The organism is Helicobacter trogontum (assembly GCF_000765905.2).
Taxonomy (GTDB): Bacteria; Campylobacterota; Campylobacteria; order Campylobacterales; family Helicobacteraceae; genus Helicobacter_A; species Helicobacter_A trogontum.
The window spans coordinates 1-409 of the sequence record NZ_JRPL02000117.1; the positions used below are offsets into that span (position 1 = coordinate 1).

Below are 409 nucleotides of genomic sequence, written 5' to 3' on the forward strand. Positions count from 1 at the left end.
TGTGAGGCACTTCATTAACCATTACAATTTGATAACTAGTTTTTTCTCCATGAAAATGCAAATCATCTCCATAGATTTTATCACTTGCCTTTGCATCTAACTTACCATTTTTATATATCCAAAGTGCACTAAAATATTCCCCATCTGAAAGAATCACATTATCTAACACTCCATCATTATTAATATCAATTTTTCTTTTATAGACTCTAGGAAAACCGATATAAGGACTTTTTTCTTTGATAGCTTTTGCCATTTCTTCTTTTATAATCTCTCTTTTTTCTGTGCAATAACGATAAAAAACACCATATTGATTATTTGCTCCAAAAGCACAAAAACCTATACTAAAAGGAGGATTGACAGAGGGGGGAACTTCTTGCCATTTATTCTCATCAAATTGATCTTTTCTTGC

At 31.1% G+C, this 409-nt stretch carries 1 pseudogene; it reads right to left on the bottom strand.

The features are described from left to right. Window positions 1-409, bottom strand: a pseudogene (locus tag LS81_RS11135) (DUF1311 domain-containing protein); the annotation flags it as partial.